At 48.9% G+C, this 22589-nt stretch carries 18 protein-coding genes, 1 pseudogene and 1 other annotated feature; of the genes and pseudogenes, 14 read left to right on the plus strand and 5 right to left on the minus strand.

Annotated features, from left to right (window positions below):
* Window positions 1–7 precede the first annotated feature (7 nt).
* Window positions 8–1303, minus strand: a complete 1296-nt coding sequence (locus LSG31_RS12705; RefSeq protein ID WP_347435474.1) for a glutamate-1-semialdehyde 2,1-aminomutase — start codon at window positions 1301–1303, stop codon at window positions 8–10.
* A 204-nt stretch (window positions 1304–1507) separates the two neighbouring features.
* Between LSG31_RS12705 and LSG31_RS12710 the strand changes: the two genes are divergently transcribed.
* The 3 genes from LSG31_RS12710 (at window position 1508) to selD (ending at window position 4583) form a co-directional block, all read left to right on the plus strand.
* A complete protein-coding gene (locus tag LSG31_RS12710) occupies window positions 1508–2035 on the plus strand; it encodes a hypothetical protein (RefSeq protein ID WP_347435475.1) in 528 nt (175 codons plus the stop codon).
* 105 nt (window positions 2036–2140) lie between these two features.
* Entirely contained in the window at window positions 2141–3571 is a 1431-nt protein-coding gene (selA, locus tag LSG31_RS12715; RefSeq protein WP_347435476.1) for an L-seryl-tRNA(Sec) selenium transferase, read from the plus strand.
* Window positions 3534–4583, plus strand: a complete 1050-nt coding sequence (gene selD / locus LSG31_RS12720) for a selenide, water dikinase SelD (RefSeq protein WP_430734198.1) — start codon at window positions 3534–3536, stop codon at window positions 4581–4583. The genes selA and selD overlap by 38 nt, the downstream gene beginning before the upstream one ends.
* A 157-nt stretch (window positions 4584–4740) precedes the next feature.
* On the opposite strand, the gene LSG31_RS12725 is transcribed toward selD, so the two are convergent.
* Complete coding sequence (locus tag LSG31_RS12725; protein ID WP_347435477.1) at window positions 4741–6345, minus strand: N-acetylmuramoyl-L-alanine amidase family protein; 1605 nt, start codon at window positions 6343–6345, stop codon at window positions 4741–4743.
* Window positions 6346–6627: 282 nt separating this feature from the next.
* Between LSG31_RS12725 and LSG31_RS12730 the strand changes: the two genes are divergently transcribed.
* The 4 genes from LSG31_RS12730 to aspS all read left to right on the plus strand — a co-directional run bounded on the left by LSG31_RS12730 (window position 6628) and on the right by aspS (window position 11949).
* Window positions 6628–6810: a hypothetical protein gene (locus LSG31_RS12730; protein ID WP_347435478.1), complete on the plus strand. Its 183-nt coding sequence runs from the start codon at window positions 6628–6630 to the stop codon at window positions 6808–6810.
* 57 nt (window positions 6811–6867) lie between these two features.
* Window positions 6868–8415: a coproporphyrinogen dehydrogenase HemZ gene (gene hemZ, locus LSG31_RS12735; RefSeq protein ID WP_347435479.1), complete on the plus strand. Its 1548-nt coding sequence runs from the start codon at window positions 6868–6870 to the stop codon at window positions 8413–8415.
* An 81-nt stretch (window positions 8416–8496) separates the two neighbouring features.
* Window positions 8497–8767 (plus strand) — a binding site (T-box leader).
* Between the two features lie 99 nt (window positions 8768–8866).
* The gene (gene hisS / locus LSG31_RS12740; RefSeq protein WP_347435480.1) at window positions 8867–10141 is read left to right on the plus strand and encodes a histidine--tRNA ligase; all 1275 of its coding nucleotides are present in this window, start codon (window positions 8867–8869) and stop codon (window positions 10139–10141) included.
* Window positions 10138–11949, plus strand: coding sequence for an aspartate--tRNA ligase (gene aspS, locus LSG31_RS12745; protein WP_347435481.1), 1812 nt, complete (start codon window positions 10138–10140; stop codon window positions 11947–11949). Before hisS ends, aspS begins: the two co-directional genes overlap by 4 nt.
* Window positions 11950–12404: 455 nt before the next feature.
* Here the strand turns inward: aspS and LSG31_RS12750 are convergent, their stop codons facing one another.
* The 3 genes from LSG31_RS12750 to LSG31_RS12760 all read right to left on the minus strand — a co-directional run bounded on the left by LSG31_RS12750 (window position 12405) and on the right by LSG31_RS12760 (window position 14778).
* Complete coding sequence (locus tag LSG31_RS12750; RefSeq protein ID WP_347435482.1) at window positions 12405–13121, minus strand: sugar phosphate nucleotidyltransferase; 717 nt, start codon at window positions 13119–13121, stop codon at window positions 12405–12407.
* Between the two features lie 132 nt (window positions 13122–13253).
* Entirely contained in the window at window positions 13254–14030 is a 777-nt protein-coding gene (locus LSG31_RS12755; RefSeq protein WP_347435483.1) for a DUF6385 domain-containing protein, read from the minus strand.
* Between the two features lie 37 nt (window positions 14031–14067).
* Entirely contained in the window at window positions 14068–14778 is a 711-nt protein-coding gene (locus LSG31_RS12760; protein WP_347435484.1) for a DUF6385 domain-containing protein, read from the minus strand.
* A gap of 244 nt (window positions 14779–15022) precedes the next feature.
* Between LSG31_RS12760 and LSG31_RS12765 the strand changes: the two genes are divergently transcribed.
* The 7 genes and pseudogenes from LSG31_RS12765 to LSG31_RS12795 all read left to right on the plus strand — a co-directional run bounded on the left by LSG31_RS12765 (window position 15023) and on the right by LSG31_RS12795 (window position 22586).
* A complete protein-coding gene (locus LSG31_RS12765; RefSeq protein ID WP_347435485.1) occupies window positions 15023–16495 on the plus strand; it encodes a tetratricopeptide repeat-containing glycosyltransferase family 2 protein in 1473 nt (490 codons plus the stop codon).
* The gene (locus LSG31_RS12770) at window positions 16492–17910 is read left to right on the plus strand and encodes a tetratricopeptide repeat-containing glycosyltransferase family 2 protein (protein WP_347435486.1); all 1419 of its coding nucleotides are present in this window, start codon (window positions 16492–16494) and stop codon (window positions 17908–17910) included. The genes LSG31_RS12765 and LSG31_RS12770 overlap by 4 nt, the downstream gene beginning before the upstream one ends.
* Window positions 17907–18908 carry a glycosyltransferase family 2 protein gene (locus LSG31_RS12775; RefSeq protein ID WP_347435487.1) on the plus strand — a complete coding sequence of 334 codons (1002 nt, stop codon included), beginning with the start codon at window positions 17907–17909 and terminating at the stop codon, window positions 18906–18908. The genes LSG31_RS12770 and LSG31_RS12775 overlap by 4 nt, the downstream gene beginning before the upstream one ends.
* A complete protein-coding gene (locus LSG31_RS12780) occupies window positions 18905–19318 on the plus strand; it encodes a hypothetical protein (RefSeq protein WP_347435488.1) in 414 nt (137 codons plus the stop codon). Before LSG31_RS12775 ends, LSG31_RS12780 begins: the two co-directional genes overlap by 4 nt.
* A 19-nt stretch (window positions 19319–19337) precedes the next feature.
* Window positions 19338–20738, plus strand: a complete 1401-nt coding sequence (locus LSG31_RS12785; RefSeq protein WP_347435489.1) for a glycosyltransferase — start codon at window positions 19338–19340, stop codon at window positions 20736–20738.
* A 144-nt stretch (window positions 20739–20882) separates the two neighbouring features.
* Window positions 20883–21539: pseudogene (locus LSG31_RS12790) on the plus strand (glycosyltransferase family protein); the annotation flags it as partial.
* Between the two features lie 159 nt (window positions 21540–21698).
* The gene (locus LSG31_RS12795) at window positions 21699–22586 is read left to right on the plus strand and encodes a glycosyltransferase family 2 protein (protein WP_347439504.1); all 888 of its coding nucleotides are present in this window, start codon (window positions 21699–21701) and stop codon (window positions 22584–22586) included.
* The last annotated feature ends 3 nt before the right edge of the window (window positions 22587–22589 follow it).

Below are 22589 nucleotides of genomic sequence, written 5' to 3' on the forward strand. Positions count from 1 at the left end.
TTCGGATCTACATGCGCCGCATCTGTTTGAACACAAGGCGTACGGCCGCGATCGTGGCATGGATGTCTTCGTCCGTATGTGCGGCTGATACAAACCAAGCCTCGTATTTGGAAGGAGCGAGGTTGATTCCCTGTTCCAGCATGCCGCGGAAAAATGCAGCGAAACGTTCTCCGTCCGTGTCTTGTGCTTCTTCGTAATTGGTCACCGGATGATCGCAAAAATATACGGTGAATGCGCCGCCGATCCGGTTGATTGTAATTCTTTGCCGTTCTTCTTTTGCTGCCGATTCAATGCCGGACACGAGCGTTTGAGCCAAACGGTCCATGCGTTTGTACACTTCCGGATCTGACAGTTCTTCCAGGCAGGCAATGCCGGCAGCGATGGAAGCGGGGTTGCCTGCCATCGTTCCTGCCTGATATGCAGGGCCGAGAGGTGCCACTTGCTCCATGATTTCCTTTTTGCCGCCATATGCGCCGATCGGCAGCCCGCCGCCGATAATTTTCCCCAACGCAGTCATGTCGGGATAGACTCCCAGCCAATCTTGGGCACCGCCGTAATGGAAACGGAATGCCGTAATCACTTCATCATAAATTACAAGACTTCCATACGAATGGGCAATTTCGTTAATACCTTCCAAAAATCCAGGCTGCGGCATGACCATGCCAAAATTTCCGACGATCGGCTCAACCAAAACAGCAGCCGTTTCCTTTCCCCATACTGCCATGGCCTCTCGAAACGCTTGCAAATCGTTAAAAGGGACGGTAATGACTTCTTCTGCAATACTCGTGGGAATCCCGGCGCTATCCGGTATGCCAAGGGTCGACGGACCAGATCCGGCGGCCACCAGCACAAGGTCGGAGTGGCCGTGATAACAACCGGCGAATTTCATGATCTTGGAGCGGTTGGTATAGGCTCTGGCGACGCGAATTGTCGTCATGACAGCTTCGGTGCCCGAATTGACAAATCGCACCTTTTCCAAACTGGGAATGGCTTGCTGCAGCCGTTTCGCAAATATAACCTCAAGGGTTGTCGGTGTTCCGTATAAAACCCCCGTATGTGCTGCTTTTGTGATCGCCTCTGCCACATGCAGATTTGCATGTCCCAGTACAAGCGGTCCATAAGCAGCCAGATAATCGATATAACGATTTCCGTCCACGTCCCAAAAATGCGCTCCTTGCGCACGCTCCATAAATACAGGAGTACCGCCGCCGACCGCTTTATAGGAACGGGATGGGCTATTGACTCCACCTACGATGTACTGCAATGCTTCTTGATAATGAAAATCGGATGTATGACGATTCATTTTTGATTCCCTCCTTCGCTCGTCATCTATACTATCAAACGAATAGGTGGGAAGAAAAGTGAACGCTAACCCTCAAGAATCGAAGCTTTGGTTCGAAATGTATAGATAAGCAGGAAATCTGACGAAATGTTTACAATTGAGAGCAAGACATAGGAAGAAACATAATGGTGAAAACCATTGTTGCATCGAGGGGAGAGGTATACAATGAAACATTGGGTCAAAGTAACAGCAATTGTCGGTCCATTGCTTGTAGCAAGTTCTGTTTACGCGTTTGCAGCAAGCGGATCAAATGGGGTCTCGTTTACACTTCACTCTGTTTCCAATTCAGGAACCACAAATCAAGCCACAACACAACAAGGGACGACTGCTCCTTCCACTTCATCTGTCACGACGCAGGCGAATGCTTCCACCTCAACAGGAGGTTCGGCAACGACAGGTTCTGTGAGCAATCCGTTTTTAACAAATACACAGTCACAAACGCAAACACAATCACCAACGCAACAGCAAACACAATCCCAATCGCAAACTGTGAGCGCCAATCCGGCGGGAGCGAATACGATGGCGCAATCTGCCGCAAACATGGAATCAGATGACGCGAAAACGTATGCTCCAAATAAAGCTGCCTATATCCATGGGAAAGTATGGAATAAAGGAAAAGGCCATTATAAAGTTGATAAAAAAGAGACGGAGCAGGAACACGACAAAAAAGATTCTGAAGGCAATGACGATTAAATTCATTCAAAAAAGAAAAAGCAATGAGATTGCATGCTTCACTTGCTTTTTTAAAGTGAATTCCTTCATAATAAGAATCGTATAGGATTATGCTGGAGGAATCGGATGGATCAGTCCCAATTGCATGTTAAGTTACGTCATTTACCTGCCGTTCACAAAGTTTTGTCTGCAACTTCCTATCTGGAAGAACAGTATCCATTTGCGTTGCGATCCGAAGTGGCGGCACAAACGATTGCGGAGATTCGAGAGCAGCTTGTGAACGGATGCATGGATGAAGTTCCAACAATCGAACGGTTGATCGATATGGTGCAAACCCGATTGCAAGAGATACAGCAAATGCATTACCGCCCGGTCATCAATGCGACGGGCGTCATTTTGCATACAAATCTGGGGCGTGCACCATTGGCACATGACGCTGTCCGGGCGATTGTCGATACGGCCGGCGGTTATAGCAATTTGGAGTATCGCTTGGAAGAGGGCAGACGCGGCTCGCGGTATGAGCATGTCGAGCAGTTGTTGTGCAAGCTGACAGGAGCGGAGGCGGCGTTTGTCGTGAATAATAACGCTGCTGCAGTATTTTTGGTCCTGCGGGAAATGGCGACAGATCGGGAAGTCATTATTTCACGGGGGCAAATTGTAGAAATCGGCGGATCCTTTCGCATATCCGAAGTGATGCGGGAAAGCGGCGGCAAGCTTGTGGAAGTGGGTACAACCAACAAGACGCACCTGTATGATTATGAACGTGCCATCACGCCTGAGACTGCTTTGTTGTTACGAGTACATACGAGCAATTTTCGGATCATCGGTTTTACCGAGGAGCCGGAATTGTCAGAATTGGTGAGTCTTTCCAAGGAAAAACACATACCCTTGTATGAAGATTTGGGCAGCGGCTGTTTGATCGATTTGGCTCCCTTTGGCGTTTCATCAGAACCGACGGTGGCCGAAAGCATTCGGGCAGGTGTGGACATCGTTTCATTTAGCGGCGACAAGCTGCTCGGCGGTGCACAAGCGGGAATTGTCGTCGGTAAAGCGGAATACATCAAACGCTTGAAAAGAAATCAATTGACACGCGCCTTGCGTGTGGATAAATTGACGCTGGCAGCATTGGAAGCGACGCTAAAGCTGTATTTGACGCCGGAGCAGGCAGTTGACAAGATACCGACACTTTGGCTGATGAAACGTCCGGTTGCCGATATTCAAGGCATTGCTATGCAGTTGCAAGAACGTTTCCTGGAAAGCGGGATGAATGAACGGTTGGACATTCAGGTTGTGCCGATTCAATCGCAAATCGGCGGCGGCTCTTTGCCAGGTGAAGAACTGCCTTCTTATGGCTTGCAATTGGAAAGCCGCAGCATTTCACTGACCGATTTTGAATATGAGTTGCGCAACTTGCCACTGCCGATCATTGCAAGGTTTCATAAAGATGCGCTTATATTCGATTTGCGTACCGTTTTTCCCGAGCAAATTGATGCATTTGTGAAAGGATGTGAAGATGTTTATGGAAAACTCTGTACGTTTAACTACGTTGACAGATAAAGCCGGCTGAGGATGCAAAATAGGTCCGGCGGACCTTTCGGCAGTTTTGGCGAGTCTTCCCAAAAACATGGAAAACCCGAATGTGCTTGTCGGGATCGACACGTCAGATGATGCGGGCATCTATCAATTAACGGAGGATATGGCAATCGTACAGACCGTCGATTATTTTACACCGGTTGTCGATGATCCCTATCGTTTCGGTCAAATCGCAGCGGCAAACGCACTCAGCGATATTTATGCAATGGGTGGAAAGCCCATAACGGCTCTGAATGTTGTCGGTTTTCCCATTACAAAACTGGATCCGCAGATTTTATCGGAAATTTTGCGGGGCGGTGCGGATAAAATCCGGGAAGCGGGCGCCGTGATTATCGGCGGTCATTCTATCGATGACAAAGATCCGAAGTATGGAATTGCCGTTACGGGCATCGTGCATCCACAAAAATACTGGACGAATACCGGTGCGAAACCTGGGGATGCCCTGATCCTGACAAAACCGATCGGTGTCGGTATTATTACGACAGCGATCAAACGGGCTATCGTGTCAGAGGAAGACATAGACCGGGTACAAACAGTCATGGCTGCATTAAACAAAGTGGCTGCAGAAGTGGCAAGCGCATTTACGGTTCACGGATGTACAGATGTCACCGGGTTTGGCCTTTTGGGTCATGCTTTGGAAATGGCCCGCGGCTCGCAAGTGGGGATTGAAATTGAAGCAAAGCAAGTGCCGGTATTGCCGCGCACTTATGAATTTGCCGAGCAGGGAGCAGTTCCCGGCGGTTCAAAGAAAAATATGGCATGGCTGGCAGACAACATCGATTTTGCCGATTCGATTGATGCGATTACGCGGACTGTATTTTGCGATGCGATCACATCTGGCGGACTTTTGCTGTCCGTGCCGGCGGATCAGGCGGATGCGCTTGTGGAGAAGCTCCGGCAAGAGGGTGTGGAAGCTGCTACAGTGATCGGCCGGGTCATCAAAGACAATATCGGGCGGATTGCCGTTCGATCATAAGAATAATAAGATGAGAATAACGAGATGAAAGAACAGCAATAAGAACAGCAATAAGAACAGCAATAAGGGCAGCAATAAGGGCAGCAATAAGAACAGCGGTAAGAATGGCAAAAGGGTGTCTGGGCATAAAGCGGCTCAGCACCCTTTTTATCTTTATTTATCGTGTCGTCGACTGGCCGGATTGCCGGTCTTGAAAATATTTCAGTACGCCTTTCAGAATACCGTCAGCAATGCGTTCCTGAAAATCAGTAGACTCCGCCAGCAGTTCGTCGGAAGCATTGGATAAAAACGCACATTCCACGAGTACAGCCAATTGCGGATTCTGACGGAGCACATAGTAATCGCCAAATTGTGTTCCGAGATCCGGATGCGCCACTCCGCCGTCAATCGACTGTTCGATATCCTCTGCAAGTTTCGCATCCTGGCCTTTTGCATTGTAATAATACGTAATCGTACCGGCGATGTCCGGATTGGAATTGGTATTTTCATGGATGCTGATAAATGCATCCGCATGTGCTGCAATGGAATCATCGACTCGTTGCTTCAATGAAACATACGTATCGTTCGTACGTGTCATAATCACATGCGCACCTGTCGCTTGCAATTTGTTATAGAGGATTTTGGCTGTTGCAAGCGCCATGTCTTTTTCATATAAACCAGTCGTCGTGCCGATGGCACCAACATCGATACCGCCATGTCCGGGATCGATGACGATTGTTTTGCCGCGCAGGGATTGATCTGCAAAAGGCTTGGCGCTGCCGCTTTGCGCCTTGGAATTTTGCACCTGATTTGCCTGCACTACCCATGAGGCAATCCATGCTGTCTTGCCCGACTGCAGTTGAATGTTCCACCACTTTCCGGATTGTCCGACAACCGGATATGCGGTTTGCGGATCCGCTATGCCGAGAATGGCATCATTCTGACTCGGACCCATGCGGATATTGATTCCTGATCCCATAGGCTGAACGGTTCCGGCTGTTGATTGACCGGAAGCTATCGCGATAGGCCCAGGCAAAAGGGGCGTGGTTTGGTTCGCAGTCTGCACATAATTGGATGCTACCCAACCGGTTTGCTTGTCCACTTGTATTTTTGTCCAATCCTTTTGCTGTTCAATGACTTGAACAATCGTTCCAGGCTGTAGATGTGCCAGTACTTTCCCTTGCAAACTTGCCGAATCGTGCAAATTTACATCCGAAGCTGTGATCGTTCCTTGCGACAGTTCCGAGTGCGCGGCTTGCTGTGAGCTTTGATCCGAAAGTTTTACCACCCATTTGGCCACCCATCCGCTCCGTTCATTCGGCAAGCGGATCTGAATCCAGTCGCCGCTGATTTGGGAAACCAAATACGCAGTTCCAGGATCAATCGTTGCGACGATTGGATAGGTTGTACTGGGACCGGATCGGACATGCGTATCTTTCTCCAAGGCAGAAGCTGTCTGTGTTACGTTTCCTTGCCCTGTGGACAGCGTGGAAGTTGTCAACCATCCTGCAATCCAGCCGCTCCCGCCATTTGGCAAACGCACTTCAAACCATCCCTGATCCTGTGAGATGACAGAATAATGAGCGCCGTAGCTGGTTTGTCCGACAATCGGATAGTCTGTTCCCGCGCCGCTGCGAATATGGACATCGTATGCGTTCACTACGACTTCGTTTTGATTTTGTTGGTCTGGCTGGTTCGCCGCATGAGCAAATGGCTTGCCCATGAATAGCTCCAGCGTCAATACAATCGTTACTGCAACGGGGAGCCATCGATTTTTCTGCATAAAACGTTACACCTTTCCAAATAAGGCCAAATAGATGAACATCCGTCCTGTTCCATCACAAACAATACATGTGAACCATTGTCGGTTGTTTTTTGGAAAATTATTCTTTGCACGCAAATTTTCTTTAAATATGGGAATTTTCAGATAAAAACCTGTGTTCTCTGATGTTTTTATTATGTTTGAGGGTTTTTGAAGTGCATGCAAATGGTCGATCAGGCAACACTATGTATAACTCTATGCTTGTGAGCGAGTGGGTAAAAAAAGGGAAGAAGGGAAACTTCCATGCATTCACATACAAAACAACAGATCGCGCAGATGGCGAATAGTCGTTTGATGCAGTTGGACTTTCATGATTTTTTGGAAAAATCGATGGTTATGCAGGATGTGGAATTGTCTGATGACCTTGGCCTTACAGTAGATGAAGTGCGGCTATTGAAGCAAAAGTGGTCACAGTCGAAACGTTGACGCCGTTCCTAACGTTCCGCTACACTAGGAGCGTATGAATGGAGGTTTCCTAACTTTATGAAAGTGCAAATCCGGACGGACGGATGTCCCTATTACGACGAAATGGAACGCTTCCTTTCCTTGTTTTTGCCGGATGCTGAAATCATATTTCAGGATCACTCCGCAGGAACAGGGGAATCGGAACCGTTTGATTGTATCATACAATTACAGGCTTCCCAGCGTGTGGATGCTATTCATGTGCAGGGTGAGCTTCGCATCTCGGAACAGGTATTTCAGGCACAGCATGCCAAAGCAATCCCGGCACATGTAGAGCATGCTGCCTGGCGGAAGCGCGGGAAACAAGCGGTTCTGCATGTATTGCATCAACTGTTGGAGAAGCTGACAGGCGAGCACCAGCCTTGGGGGATCTTGACGGGCGTGCGTCCGCTCAAGCTTGTTCATCAGATGGTTGAGCAGGGATTGCCGGCGGAACGGATTCGCCAACAACTGCTGCAAGAATACCTGCTATCTCCGGAACGTGCGGAATTGCTGCTGGAGATCGCGGATATCCAATTGCAAGTGGTGCCGGATTTATACCGCCTGGATCGGGAAGTCAGCATTTATATCGGAATTCCCTTCTGTCCGACACATTGCGCGTATTGTACATTTCCAGCCTACTCGATGACGGAAAAAGCTACGTATGTGGATGATTTTTTACAGGCGATGGATTTGGAGCTTGTCCATCTTGGGCGTTTATTGCGGGACTATCGTATTCCCGTCACGAGTGTCTATGTCGGTGGCGGCACGCCGACGAGCTTGAAAGCGCCGGAAATGGAACGGATGATGGAATCGATCTATCGGGAAATTCCCAATCCCGGGCAATGGCGGGAATTTACGGTGGAAGCCGGGCGTCCCGACACGATCACGCCGGATCGGGTGGCTGTCATGCGGAAATATGGCGTGAATCGCGTCAGTGTCAATCCACAGACATACAAAGCAAGCACGCTGAAAGAAATTGGCCGCGGACATTCACCGGCGATTATCGACAAACGTTTTTATCTTGTCAGAGAAGCGGGATTTGAAAATATCAACATGGATATGATCCTCGGATTGCCGGGGGAAACGCTGGATGATGTGCGGTATACGATGGAGCGGATCGAAGCGCTTGCGCCGGAATCGGTGACTGTTCACACGATGTCTTTCAAGCGATCGGCTGTCGTGAAAAACGAACGGGAGCGCTTTGCCATCCCTCATTCCCAATTGGTGCGCCGGATGATGGCAGAAGCAAGTCAATGGGCCAAGGGGCTTGGCTATCATCCCTATTATGTGTATCGGCAAAAAGATATCCTCGGCAATATGGAAAATGTCGGTTTTGCAAAACCTGGCAAAGACAGCATCTATAACATCTGCATCATGGAGGAAAGGCAAACCATAGTCGGCATTGGCGGCGGCGCCGTATCCAAGTGTATCGGAGCGGGCGGCAGGCATATGGGACGCTTTGCCAATCCCCGGGAGCCAAAAGCATATGTGGAGACAGTCGATGATTTTCTTGCCAGAAAAGATCAAAAACTGCGGCCTGTATTCGAATCGATCGAAAATGCCAATGTGACTCATATGCAATCCTAAGCGTCGCGCATACGTGTGCGGGGAATCCTGCTTGACAAAACATGTACAAATTTGTATCGTTTTAGAATATATGAAGATCGCTGATATTTGATGATAGGGAAAGTACCTGGCGCATTCACTAGCCAGAGAGGAAATGACGAGGCTGTAATCATTTCTCTAGTGGAAACAGGGAAAGACACCCTGGAGAATCTTTTGCGAACCTGTCATTTGCTGACTGCTTTGAAGCGGGTTTACAGTCGGCAAGGTACAATCGTAGCAGAAGACGTGGCGCCGGACGTTATTTCGGCAAAAGCGGGACAAATATGTCCAATTAGGGTGGTACCGCGGGAGACAGATATCTCTCGTCCCTGACAATTGCAGTCGGGGGCGGGGGATTTTTTATTTGCAGGGCTGTTTTTTTACTATTATTCTGGTTTTTTACTATTTTTCCTGAAGAAAGGCAGTGAAAAGTGTGGCTATGAATCGTCCACGGGGCACAGCGGATATTCTGCCCGGCGAAGTTGAAAAATGGCAGTTCGTGGAACGAACGGTGCGGGATGTTTTCGGTCGCTTCCATTATCAAGAAGTGCGAACACCGATTTTTGAGCATACGGAATTGTTCCAGCGGGGCGTCGGTGAAACCACCGATATCGTGGAAAAAGAGATGTATACGTTTGAGGATCGCGGCAATCGCAGCCTGACGCTTAGGCCGGAAGGAACCGCATCTGTCGTTCGGGCGTATGTAGAGAACAAACTATACGGCGGACCGCAGCCGTCGAAGCTTTTTTACATCGGTCCCATGTTTCGGTATGAACGTCCGCAAGCGGGGAGACAGCGGCAATTTCACCAATACGGCGTTGAAGTGATCGGCTCCGATGATCCGGCTGTAGATGCGGAAGTCATCATGATGGCAGTTGCGTTTTTACAGGAAATCGGACTGAAACAACTGCAAGTGGAAATCAACAGCGTGGGCTGTTCCGTATGCCGGGCAGCCCATCGGGAACACATGATGGAGCATTTGGCAGGCGTGCGGGAGCAGTTGTGCAAGGACTGCCAAGGCAGATTCGAACGCAATCCGCTGCGGATTCTCGATTGTAAAAACGAATCTTGCAAAGCTCTGACAAAAGATGCGCCGACAGTATTGGACCATTTGTGCGAGTCGTGCTCCACGCATTTTGCAAAAGTCCGGACTTTCCTGGATGCCTGTGGAATCTCTTACGTTGTTAACCCGCGCATGGTTCGAGGGTTGGACTATTATACAAAAACCGCCTTTGAAATTATCGAGACTGGAATTGGCGCGCAAAGCACCATCATCGGCGGCGGGCGGTACAACAAGCTCGTGTCGGAAGTCGGTGGACCGGATACGCCGGGGATTGGTTTTGCCGGCGGTATGGAAAGAGCCATTTTAGCGATGCAGGCGCAAAGCGTATCCTTGACATTTGCCGACCAAGTCGATCTATACGTGATTGGACTCGGCCCCAAAGCAGAGACGCAGGCCGTTCAATTGCTGCAATCGCTGCGCACAGAAGGCTTTCGTGCCGACAAGGATTATGCGGGACGGGGCATGAAGGCGCAGTTGAAAACAGCAGATCGCCTGCAGGCGAAATTTACTGTTGTGATCGGTGAAGAAGAATTGCAGAAAGGCGCTGCCGTTGTCAAGACAATGGCGTCAGGGGAGCAACAGCATGTGCCGTTTGCCGATATTGGTTCCTATTGCAAAAAACATCTAGGAGGAGAAATAAAATGAGTACTGCCACACCATTACAAGTAAAGAAACATACATTGATCCGCAATCGTCAAGCCGGATCGATTCGTTTGGACGATGTCGGACAGGAAGTTGTACTCAGCGGTTGGGTCAGCCGCCGCCGGGATTTGGGCAGCGTGATCTTTATTGACTTGCGCGACAGAAGCGGCATCGTGCAGATCGTTTTCAGCCCGGAAATCGATGCGGAAGCGCTGCAATCCGCAGAGCGGCTGCGCAATGAATATGTGATTTCCGTCTCTGGTGCTGTTGTCAAACGCAGCACTGATACGGTAAATCCAAAGATTGCAACAGGAGAAATTGAAATCTACGTCAAGCAGCTGGAAATTTTAAACGCCGCAAAAACGCCGCCCTTTCCCATTGAAGAAGATGCGGATGTGGACGAATCCGTGCGCTTGAAATATCGCTACCTGGATTTGCGCCGGCCGGAACTGCAAAAAACAATCATCATGCGTCATGAAATCACGAAAACGTTCCGGAATTTTCTCGACCAGCACGGATTTTTGGAGATCGAAACGCCGATGCTGACGAAAAGCACTCCGGAAGGCGCCCGCGACTATCTTGTGCCGAGCCGCGTCCATCCGGGAGAGTTTTTTGCATTGCCGCAGTCGCCGCAATTGTTCAAACAGTTGTTGATGGTGTCCGGTTATGAACGCTATTTCCAAATTGTCCGTTGTTTCCGCGACGAGGATTTGCGCGCAGACAGGCAGCCGGAATTTACGCAAGTCGATATCGAAATGTCGTTTATGAGTCTGGAAGAGTTTCATGCGTTAATTGAAGAAATGGTATCCAAGGTGGTGCAGACAGCTATCGGGCGCACCGTTTCCTATCCGTTTCAACGCATGACGTATCGGGAGGCGATGGAACGCTACGGTTCGGACAAGCCGGACTTGCGCTTCGGCCTGGAATTGGTCGATCTGACGGATCTCATGGTGGACAGCAATTTTAAAGTGTTTGCAAGCGCAGCAAAAAGCGGCGGGCAGGTCAAAGCGATTAACGCAGTCGGCTGTGCATCCTATAGCCGGAAAGATATTGATTTGCTCGGAGAGTTCGCGGCGCGCTATGGCGCAAAAGGTCTTGCGTGGATGGCGTTTACGGAGGAAGGGCTAAAGTCTGCCATTGCAAAATTCTTCACGGAAGAAGAAATCGCACAAATCAAAGAGCGGGCAAACGTGCAAGAAGGAGATTTGCTTTTATTCGTGGCAGACAAGCCGAAGATCGTTGCGGATGCTTTGGGCAATCTGCGGTTAAAACTCGGCCGCGATTTGCAGCTGATCGACGAGTCCCAGTTCAAATTCCTGTGGGTGACAGAGTTCCCATTGCTGGAGTATGACGAAGAAGAAAAACGGTATGCAGCCATGCACCATCCGTTTACCATGCCGATGTGGGAAGATCTTGATCTATTGGCAACAGATCCGGGAAAAGTCCGCGCGCAAGCATATGATATCGTCCTCAACGGTTACGAAATCGGCGGCGGCAGCATGCGGATCTATAAGCGGGAAATCCAGGAAGCGATGTTCAAAGCGCTTGGCTTTAGCAAAGAAGAAGCCTATCAGAAGTTTGGATTCCTGCTGGATGCTTTCGAATACGGCACACCTCCGCATGGCGGACTTGCCCTAGGTCTGGATCGGATCGTCATGATTCTCGCCGGCAGACAGTCATTGCGGGATTGTATCGCATTTCCAAAAACGGCGAGCGCGACAGATCTCATGACACAAGCACCTTCCGAAGTGGCTGACAGGCAGTGGAACGAACTGCACATCCAGCCGAAAAAGAAACCGGACAACAAATGAAAATGAAACAAGACAACAACGAATAAAGGAAAACAGCCTGCCATTTTCTCTTGCACATACCATGGCGGGCTGTTTTTTTGTAGAGGATGTTCAAAAAGCAGTCAAAACTCCACGGCGGATTGCTTTACCACTTTTTGAACACGATTTGTATAAAAAAATAGACGTGAATGTTCACGTCTTTCGAAAAAGTCTATATGTGAAAAAGGGGGTCAAATGTTATGTCTGTATAGTATCACGCCAATATTGCAGTCTGGTTACAAACCGTTTAAAACTCTGTGACAAAAAATTCAATTGCATGCAGCAATTGCATGCAGGTTGTTTTTCATCCGATCGTTTTTGATCAGGTTGTTATTGGTTCAGTTTACCACACTATTTCATGGAATATTGCTTATTTACAAAATAACAAAACATTTTCCATTTTTTGCAGTTGATTTTGAACGTGTAGACTTTGCTGCTTACAGATCAAGTTCCTGAGACAATTGATTTGCTTGAAACAACGCTTCGTGTGTTCCTGCATCAATCCACCATCCCTGCAGGATATCGAATGTCAGTTCGTTTTGGCGAATATAAGCGTTGTTGACGTCCGTAATTTCAAACTCGTTGCGGGTAGACGGTTTTAATGTGTGAATGATGTCAAATACCTGGCAGTCATACATATAGATCCCGGTAACAGCGAAGTTGCTTTTAGGGTTCGACGGCTTTTCTTCAATACGTATAATTTTATTTTCTTCCATTTCTGCCACTCCATAGCGTTTCGGATCTTGCACTTGTTTCAATAATAGCTTGGCGCCTTTCCCTTGTTTTTGAAATGCTCTGACATAAGGGGCGAGTTCATCGGCAAATACATTGTCTCCAAGCAGCACTGTCATCAGCTGGCCGTTTGCAAAGTCCCTTGCCAGCCCCAACGCCTGTGCGATTCCTCCCGGCTGGTCCTGGACTTTATAACTGAAATTGACATCAAATTCATTTCCGCTTCCCAATAGCGTGACTATATCTCCCATATGTTCGCGGCCGGTTACGATCAAAATATCCCGAATATCCGCTTTCCGCAATTTATGAATCGCATAATAGATCATTGGATATTTCCCGACAGGCAACAGATGTTTGTTCGTGATCTTTGTCAACGGATAGAGGCGGGACCCTGCGCCGCCAGCCAAAATAATTCCTTTCATTCTATATGCCTCCCGTTGGAATTCTGCGGTTTCAGGCGAAGCGGTTTTATGATGGGACTTCAATCATTCATAGATGATGGCAGTATTGATATATGAATCCTGCTGTTGCATGGTGCGGGCGGTTGTAAGGAATCAGCCGGATTGTGCCTGGTAATACACATCAAAAGATGCATGTTTTCCCGACTCGGCCGAGAGGTATGCGATTCTCGAATATTTTAGAAAGCGCAAAGGCGTCAAGATCTTCATTGTTTGCCCGTCGATCGTCATTTCAGAATCCACTGTATAATCCGTATCGTTCGGACTGATTTCCAGTTGAACAAGCACCGGATTCGGTGAACGATTGATGATGGCATACGAGAATGTGGTTTGGATTGACACATCTTGAGACGGTAAAAGCTGGGGGAGATCTTCAGACAGCAATCCGGTAAAAACATTTTGTGTAAATGTAACCGGCGGAAATTTGACCTCTCCGGAGAAGATCAGCCGGCCTTCGTCGTCGGTCATGACAGGCAATTCCGGATTCGATCCAAAAATCGTGATTCCATCCTCGGAGGGATTCAACGGTCTGATATCGACCTGTTGTTCAATCTTTTTCACCTTTACCTGTTGTTCAATTTTCTTTACCGTAATCGGCTGTTCAATTTTTTTGACTGTAACCGGTTTGGAGATGGATCGCAATGTTCCCGTGTGAGGGGAAGGTGCGAGAAAAACAGCCAGGATAGAAGGGGTCTTTTTCCTCTTGTTCGGCTCTTTGTTAGATTCTTTATTCGATTCTCTATTCGACTCTTTGCGGCAGCGGGATTTGCCGCTTGCAGTTTCTTGCTTGCGCCCCTTTGTATGGCTCGTCACCTCATTATGTAGAGGGTGGCGCATCGGCCGTCCTTTGGATCCTTTCAATTTTTCGGTCATGATTCCACCCCCGGTAAAAAATTAAAACATTAAGACATTATACGTGTGCTTGCGTGTAAATGGTGAGTGCTGCCGTAATCGCTGCTGTCTGTGCGGCGTACATAATCTGCATATATTTGACAAAATGCCCCGGTGCAAAGAAGTATTGGCCTCCTGCCGCGATCGTCTGTGTCGTGGAAGTCGGATCGACGGAGAAGTTCGTACCGTCTGCGCTTAAATAAAGCGTAGCCTGGGCACCGGCTGTTGAACTCGCGTTGTGGACAGTAAAGGTGACCTCACTCAAAGAAATGGCTGTCAAAATACTGCCGGCGGTGAATGTTGTGCTGCCTGTACTGACTGTTTGCGATGCGTCGACAACCGTTCTGTCGCCAAGTGTTGTCAACAGGCTGGCAGCCGTCAAGTTCTGCACCTGTGTCAACAGGCTGGCGGCTGTCAGGTTTGACGGCTGAACCAACAAGCTCGCGGCTGTCAGGTTTGATGGCTGCATGACAAGACTGGCCGCAGTCAGGTTTTGCGGCTGGACCAGCATGCTGGCGGCTGTCAGGTTTTGCGGCTGGACCAGCATGCTGGCAGCCGTCAGGTTTTGCGGTTGGACGAGCATGCTGGCGGCTGTCAGGTTTGACGGCTGCATGACAAGGCTGGCCGCAGTCAGGTTTTGCACGGTGGACAATAAGGAAGCGGCATTTGTTTGCGACACCTGTGTCAATAACTGTGAAGGCACTTCTGAAAAGACTTTAAAATTGGCCATAAAAAGACCTCCCTCTAAAATACGGCAAGAATCTGTTCAAAAAGGTGGACAAGCAGAGTTGGCGCCTTTTCTCTGTCGAACGCTTTTAAACAGCTTCTACTAAAGAAGATATTCAGGAAGGCTTTGCCAGCACATTGATGATTGCCTATTTTTGGCAATGCATTTGCCCCTCAAGACACTTGCCTAAAACGAAATATGTGTTTTGGCATAAAATACAAAATAGCCAAAGAGAGGGGGAGAGGATATGCCGTCTGTTTCGCTGTGCATGATTGTCCGGAATGAAGCAGATTGTTTGCGCGATTGTCTGGAAAGTGTCCAGTCGGTGGTTGATGAGATCATTGTCGTCGACACCGGATCTACCGATCAGACGTTGGAGATCGCCCGCCAATATGGAGCCTGTTGTTTCCAGGCAGAATGGCAAAACGATTTTGCCAAGATGCGGAACAGGAGCCTGGAGCATGCGACCAAAGACTACATCCTTGTCCTGGATGCCGATGAACGATTGCTTCCGGAAAGCCGGGAAGAGCTTCGTAAATGTCTCGAAACGTTTCCAATGGCAGACGGTTTTTTCGTGCACATTTTGAATCAAACGGATGGCGAAGGGATTGAGGAAATGGAAGTATCGCTGAATGTGCGGCTGTTTCGCAACGAGCCCCGCTACCGTTTTTCCGCCGCCCTGCACGAGCAAATCGCCGAATCGATTCTGCGCGGCCAACCGCCGGGAACGATCTTTGATTCCAAGATCCGTATTCTTCACTCGGGCTATTTAAAAAAGAATGTGCAGCAAAAACAAAAAGCGCAGAGAAATTTGGCGATCGCTCTGGAGGAATGCAAGCGCCATCCCGGTGACGCATTCCGCGCTTTTAATCTGGGGATTGAATACATGCGCCTGCAGCAACTGCCACAAGCCATCGAAGCTTTCGAATTCGCCCGTCAGTGGTGCAAGCGCGATGCTCTCTGGGTCTCCCGATTTTTCAAGATCTATATTTCTACCTTGATGCAATGTGGAAACTGGGAGCAAGCGAATGTTCTCTTGACGGAAGCGTTGGCCATCTTTCCGGATTATACGGATTTATATTATCTGCAGGGCGTGTATCATTTTCAACATGGCCAGTGGAATGAAGCGCTGCAAAATTTTGGCCATTGCATCCAAATCGGCGATCCGCCGATCCCTCCTTATACTGTCGAAAAGGGGATTTCGACATACCGGCCGTATTTCGCCATGGGGCAAGTATTCCAAAGCAGCGGGCGGAAGGTAGAAGCGATCGTCGCTTACCGTGAAGCGTTTCAGTTGAATCCCCGTTTTGCGCAGGCGTTTGTGCGCTTCGCCGTGCTGTTGTTGGCGGAATCAGCCGATGCCGGAACGCTTGCTTATATGGAACAAGTGGCTGCGGCCGCCGGGGAGAATCGCCATGCATGGATCGGGATGGCGCTTGCCGCGGCGAACCATTTTGTCAAGGCGAAGGAATATTTGGAATCCGTTCCCGATCCGCAACGTGTGGCGGAACAGTTGGCAGTGGTGTATGCATGTCTGAATGAACAGGAAAAGTTGTTCCGTCTGCTGCAGGACTGCGATCCGCATGGCGCGATCCGGATGCAGGTGCGCAAACATCTGTTAGAGACGGGACAGCGGATTTTGGAAACAGGGCTGCAGCGGTTTCCCGAATCAGAAGCCTTGCAGACATTATCTTTGGAATATAAGAAGATGCTGCCATGAACAGAATCAGTCTATGCATGATCGTGCGCAATGAGGCCAAGACGATTGCAGCATGTCTGGAAAGTGCGCGGAAGGCTGTCGATGAAATCATCATCGTCGATACTGGTTCGACTGACGGCACCGTAGAGCTTTGCCGTTCCTTTGAAGCGGACATTTACCACTATGACTGGTGCGATGATTTTGCCAAGGCGCGCAACTACGGGTTGGAACGTGCGACAGGCGACTGGATTCTCATGCTGGATGCCGATGATGAACTGAATGTCCAGGATCGCCAAACCATTCGCCTGCTGACGGAGGGTGAGCAAACCGATGCATATTTCTTTCTGACCGAAAATTGGGTCGGTGACAGCAGCGATCCGTCCATTTTAAACTACGCGCAACTGCGTTTGTTTCGCAACCGCCCGGATTTCCGCTATCAAGGCGCCATTCATGAAATGATTCCGGCTATTTCGAACGCTCGCTGCAAGTATGTGCCGATCAAGATCATCCACCGCGGGTATTTGGATACGCTTGTGCAAGAGCGGCAAAAGATAAGCCGGAATGTGGCGATATTGCGAAAAGAATTGGCTTGCTGTCCGGATGATCCGGCGCTCCTGTACTATTTGGGCAATGAGATGCTGAGGATGGGCCAGATGGAGGAAGCCGCCGACTTTTATGAACAAGCGCTCAAGCAGTCTCGGTGTGACGGCGAGCAGCGACGCTGCTTTCTGCCCGAATTGCCGACGAAATATGCGTACTGCCTGTGGAAGCGGGAGCAAGGGGAAAAAGCGCTGCAAGTGCTGCAGGAAGCGCAGGCGCATGCTCCAAAACACACAGATTTATGGTTTTTGCTAGGCAATATTTTGTTCGAAAACGGTGATCTGGAAGGAGCATGTACGGCTTTTGCAACGTGTCTCTCAATGGGCGAGGCGCCGCCGGAATATCCGTCACAGGCCGGGTGCGGTTCCTTTCAGGCGGCATTCTTCTTGGGACTCATTGCCCTTGAACAAAGAAATATGGAATTGGCGCAGCGGCATTTCCAGGCGGCCCTCCGGATGAATCCACAGCATCTTCCGTCCATTACCCAACTCTGTACATGCTTTTGGATTCAGGGGAAATATGATCAAGTACGAGGCATGTTGGATCGCGTATCATCGCCGGTTAAAGATATGGATTGGACCCGATTTCTTGCGATACTGAACCAAGTGATCGACTCCGGGCGGGTCGATCCGGAAGTCTGCACCCAATCAAACGTACCAGCTTTTTTCAATTGTATGGCTGCATTGGCTGCCTTTCATAAAACCGATACCGTTGCCGCACTGCTTTGCCAGCTTCCGCACCGGTTGTTGGATGTGGCCATGCAAGAACAGTGGTTTTATGAGGCAATGGGAAGATATTGGCTCCGTGCGGCTGTGTGTTTGGAGAGATCAAAATGACGGTAACAGCTTGTTTGATTGTCCGGGATGAAGCCGAGTTGTTGGAGGTGTGTATCAGAAGCATTCATGGATTCACAAAGGACGTGGTGGTTGTCGACACCGGTTCGCTTGACGACAGTCCGGATATTGCGAAGCGGCTGGGCTGCACGGTGTTTCATTTGCCGTGGCAGGATGATTTCAGCGCAGCCCGCAATTTCGCAATCGAACATGCGACTGGAGAATGGGTGTTGTGTATCGACGCTGATGAACGGATCGAGCTTGCGTGCAGCCGTGATGATGTACACCGGATGCTTGAAACGACCACCTGCCAGGCGTTTACAGCCGAAGTCCACAGCTATCTCGGTCAGCGCCGGAATTCGGACTTCGTATTTCAAGATCAGCGAGTGGTGTTATTTCGCAGGGATCCCTTGGTGCGCTTTCGGCGCAGAGTCCACGAAGACGTGACGGAAAGCCTTTCTCTCCGTTATGGAGAGAGCCTTGCGATTGGCAAACTTCCGCTCGTCGTTTGCCACTTGGGTTATCTGGATACGATCGTCGAAAAACGGCAAAAACGGGAGCGCAATATACGGCTTTTGCAGATGGAGATCGCGGAACATGGATCGTCGCCATGGATCGAGTACTGTCTGGGTACGGAACGGGCGGGAAATGAACAATGGGATCAAGCGCTCCCCCTCTTGGAACACGTCGTTTACAGCGGAACCGGAGAGGAACGGTTCTGGCTGCCGGCAGCCTATGCGCTGGCATGTTGTTACTTGAAACTGGAAAGAGGGGAAGATTGCAGTACCATTTGCAGCATGGCGATTGTGCATGATCATGACATGCACTTTCATTTTTCTCTTCTTCAATCGGAGGCCCGTTTCGCGAATAAAAATTCCCTCGCTGCGTTGCTGGATGGGGAAGTCTGTCATTCGTTGCAGTCGGAGCAAGACGTTTTCGCCTTTTCCGCCCGTTATCTGGTTTTGTTCCGACAGCTTTGGCAGAAGAGCGGATCGACATGACGAATCGAATCGTAACGGATATCCTGTTCATTCGGCTGCAAGCAAGTCTTTTCTGCAGAAACATTCAAAACGAAGCTGACGGACTATCATTCATTGGCCTGTTATCGCAAATGGAACGGCAGCATCCAACCCCGTTCTATATCGTGCATGAATGGCTTTGTTCAAGGAATCAACCGATTGTTTGCCGTGAAGAGATTCAACTGGTGAATCCGGATGGGCGGGTGGAAGCACATGTGCAGATGTCACCCTTTACGCTGGGAACATGTTTTTGGGACAGAATTCGCATCTACTGGGAGGTAACCGATTTTCATCCGGACTGTACGGGGATCTTCGAGATTCGTACACGTCTGTTCGAAGTTGAAACAGAAAAGTTGTTGTACTTTCAGACAGATCCGCTTTGGGTCGTATAGTCAGGAGGGGATCAGGCGGATGGCCACAGGGCGGATCACCGGCAAAAAAGCAAGCTTGACCAGCATCATTATTCCAACATGCAACAAATGGGAGTATACAAAGCAATGTCTGGAAAGCATCCGACAATTTACCGATGCCCCTTATGAGCTGATTGTCGTCGACAATGGATCACAGGATGTGACAGTACAAGAATTGCGCCGCATGGAGGATGTTTTCCTGATTGAAAATAACGCCAATTTGGGATTCCCGCGGGCATGCAATCAAGGGATGGCCCAAGCAAAAGGCGACCAATTGCTCATCCTGAACAATGATATTGTGGTCAGCCGTCAGTGGTTGTCCAACATGCTCCATTGTTTAAATGGCGATCCCCGCAACGGTGCAGTCGGACCGGTGACCAACTATATATCGGGTGTGCAGGCGCGACCTGTCGGCTACAGTTCCCTTGCGGAGTATTTCGAATTTGTCAAGGATTATAACCATTCCGATCCTGCGAAGTGGTTTTGCACACTCAGGCTGGTTGGATTTTGCTTGCTCATCCGGCGGGACGTTTACGAAAAGGTGGGCGGATTTGACGAACGGTTCGGGAAAGGAAACTTTGAGGATGACGATTACTGCATGCGCATGCGGCGCGCGGGCTACCGTCTGGTTGTAGCCGCAGACACGTATATACATCATTACGGCAGTGTCACGAACCGCATGGATCCGGAATATGCCCAGCTGTTGGAAACCAATCGCCTGCAATTTGTAAGCAAATGGGGTATCGATCCATTGCAAATGTTACAGTATCATGACGCTCTCGCCGCATTTCTTCCACCGGCGGATCGGATACTGGACGCCGCCTGCGGGGGTGGAGGCCTTGGCTTGAATTTGAAAAATAAAGGCATGCCGTTCGTTGCCGGAATCGAAAGCGATGCGTTGTTGGCAGTCGATGCACGTACGGTTCTCGATGAAGTATGGGTTGGTGATGCGGAAACGATTCGGCTGCCATATCCGGGCGGATGGTTTGATGCCATACTCCTGGCAGATGCGCTTTTGCATTTTGCCAATCCTAAAGCGGCGCTGGCACATTTGGCGACATATCTAAAACAAGGCGGATATGTGGTCGCATCCATTTCCAATGCCACCTATGTCGGCGTGATCAAGAAACTGTTGGAAGGAAACGGAATGCGTCTGGAGCTTGGCAGGCAATACAACGGCAACTCAGCGCTCCTTTCTCTGGATGAGATCATATGGCTGTTCGAACAGGCCGGATTGCAAATCGAGACCATCGGCGGGATGCAAGAAATGGATGACAAATTGGAAATCATGGTTCATGAATTGCTGCAGCTTCGAGAACGCCTGGGGCTTGGGGAGTTGGTTCCTTCGGCGCTGGATCAATGGAAGACGAAGCAATATTATATTCGTGCGATTAAGAGATAAGGCACCGCTTAAGAAGCCTTGTGAGAGTCACATTTGACATGTACACCGTATATATTGCACAGATGGGATAATCCAAAGAAACGGGAGCTCGAAGGATTGCAAAATGTTGCTGCATCCTGTAAGAAGTTTAAAGGAGACCGTCGGATGGACGAACATAAAGTTCTGTTTGTTACATGTGTCAATAATGAGGAAATGTATCGAAATTGTATGAACCATTTGCGCGGGTTAATGATTCCCGAAGGCTTCAAAGTGGACGTATTGCCGATCCGGGATGCCGAAAGCATGACAAAAGCATATAACACAGCCATGCGGTCGTCAGATGCCAAATATAAAGTTTACCTGCACCAGGATACTTTTATCATCCATAAATTCTTTATCCATGATGTCATTGCATTGTTTCAGAATGAGCCGGCGCTTGGCCTTTTAGGTATGGTTGGCTGCAAAAAACTTCCCCCAAATGGTGTTTGGTGGGAAGGCAAGAACTTGGTGGGCAAGGTTATCGAGCATCGCAATACGTATCGTGTATTAAAATTTGAGGATGCCGACGAACCCTTCAGTTCCGTCGAAGCGATCGACGGCCTGTTAATGGCTGCACAGTATGATGTTCCATGGCGTGAAGATCTGTTTCAAGGATTTCATTTTTATGATACTTCGCAATCGCTGGAATTCCACAAACATGGCTGCTTGGTTGGGGTTCCTGCACAAGCCGAAGCTTGGTGTATCCACGATTGCGGCAATGAATTCGATGTAAATCGTTATCAGCACGATCGGAGTGTCTTTATTAAAAACTATACGCAGGTATCGGATTCTACCCGATCATCCGACGATATTGCAACATCGATCCCAACTGTTTCCAATGAAGCGGATGATGAACCAATCAAGGACGAACAACCGCCGAATCAGCCGGGAGATGCGAAACAGGAAGATCCGATTCTGATTTATGAGTCCCCTTTGGTCAGCGTGTTAATACCAACATATAACAGACCGCACTATTTGGAACTTGCAGTACAAAGCGTTCTTATGCAAACGTACAAAAAGATTGAAATCATTATTACCGACAATAGCACGAATCTTGAGTCACAGGCAAGACTTGCCCCATACTTGGAAAAACACCCGCAAATCAAGTATGTCAAAAATGAGCGGGATCTCGGTTACGTGGAGAACTGTCAGCGGGGGTTTGCATTAGCATCCGGAGACTACATCAATTATCTTATGGACGATGATCTCTTTTGCAGAGAAAAAATAGAAAAAATGCTGTCATTTTATTTGCAGCATGCTGATATCACACTTGTAACATCGTATCGACAATTGATGGACGAAGCCGGAAATCCGCTTGCGCCAATCGCTGCAACCAGGAAATTATTTGAAGAAACGGCAATGCTGGATGGAAAGGTGTTAGGGAACTTCGTACTTTCGAACTGTCTGAATGTGATTGGCGAACCGACAACAGTACTGTTTAGAAGAAAAGACCTCGAAAGGTTTGGAGCTTACAAAGGAAAATCATACAAAATGCTGATCGATGTCGCTTCCTGGATGTCCCTCTTATCGAAAGGCAATGCCGTTTATATTTCGGAAACCTTAAGCCAATTCAGACTTCATTCGAATCAAAGTCAAAAGTCAATTTCCACGAGTGTATCCGCGATCCAGGAATGGCTGGATCTAATCAGAGATGCCAGAGCTGAAGGTTTTCTGGATCATGATACAGCATATAAAACGGCCCTCAATCAATATTTGACACATTGCAGCCAAATCATCCAACAGGCGATTCATTCCAATGACTGCAGCATTTTAAAAACAAACCGGGTCGGCGAAATTCTAGGCAGTTGTATTGCCGAGATTGTCGGGTGATGA

The sequence above is a fragment of the Fodinisporobacter ferrooxydans genome (genome assembly GCF_022818495.1).
Classification (GTDB): Bacteria; Bacillota; Bacilli; order Tumebacillales; family MYW30-H2; genus Fodinisporobacter; species Fodinisporobacter ferrooxydans.